Annotated in this window: 1 pseudogene; it reads right to left on the reverse strand. The window is 42.1% G+C overall.

Annotated elements, in window-relative coordinates:
• Nucleotides 1-935 (reverse strand): annotated as a pseudogene (locus ISP07_RS20430) (IS3 family transposase); the annotation flags it as partial.

Here is a 935-nt window from a genome sequence, read left to right on the forward strand (position 1 = left end):
TTGTTCGTACTGCATGGGACTTTTATACCCTAGGGTGCCATGCCTTCTTACTGAGTTGTAGTATTTTTCAATATAAAAATACGTTTGTGTTGTCATTTCACTGCGACTCAGTTCATTTAAATTCTTTATCCACTCCTTTTTATACTGCGCGAAAAAGCTTTCTGAGCACGCATTATCCCAGCAGTTACCTTTTCTAGACATACTCACTGTGACACCTCTATTAGTTAACCACTTCACTGTTTCCTTTGCGACATACTGAGCTCCTTGGTCTGAATGAAAGAGCAAGTTCGAACCATCAGGTTTGCGTGCTGACCATGCTTTTCTCAGGGTTTTAATAACTAACTTGGCGTTGTTTATCCGGCTTGTTACCCAGCCAACAACCTTACGAGAATACAAATCAAGGATGACGCATAAATACTGCCAACCATCTTTACAGCGTACTTGTGTGATATCTGATACCCACACGGTATTTGCTGTATCAACATTAAACTGGCGTCGTAATAAATTACTCGCTTTGATTGTACCTTCTTTCTTCGCGCGACTTGTATAGCGTCTCTTACCTGATTTTGAACGATAGCCAACGCTTTGTAATAGTCTCTGCACACGTCCCTTACTGCAATCAAAGCCATGCGCTACCGCTGCCTCCCAAAGCTTTCTATAACCAGGAATGCAGTGCTCTTGGTCGCTGACATGCTTTAGAAATTTCAGTAACGAACTGTTCTCTTTATGGCGTGTGCTAGGTAATTGCTTTAACCATTTATAATACCCAGCCGGCGACACAGATAACCAACTGCACAACTTCTTCACTGTGCGTTTGGCGTCTGTGACCTTGTGGATATATTCGAACCTTATTCTTTTAGGCTGTCGAAGTAGACCTTCGCCTTTTTTAAAACGTCATTCTCCAACTGAGCATCTTCGAGTTGCTTCTCAAGCTT

The sequence above is a fragment of the Pseudoalteromonas sp. PA2MD11 genome (assembly GCF_017808125.1).
GTDB classification, from domain to species: domain Bacteria; phylum Pseudomonadota; class Gammaproteobacteria; order Enterobacterales; family Alteromonadaceae; genus Pseudoalteromonas; species Pseudoalteromonas simplex.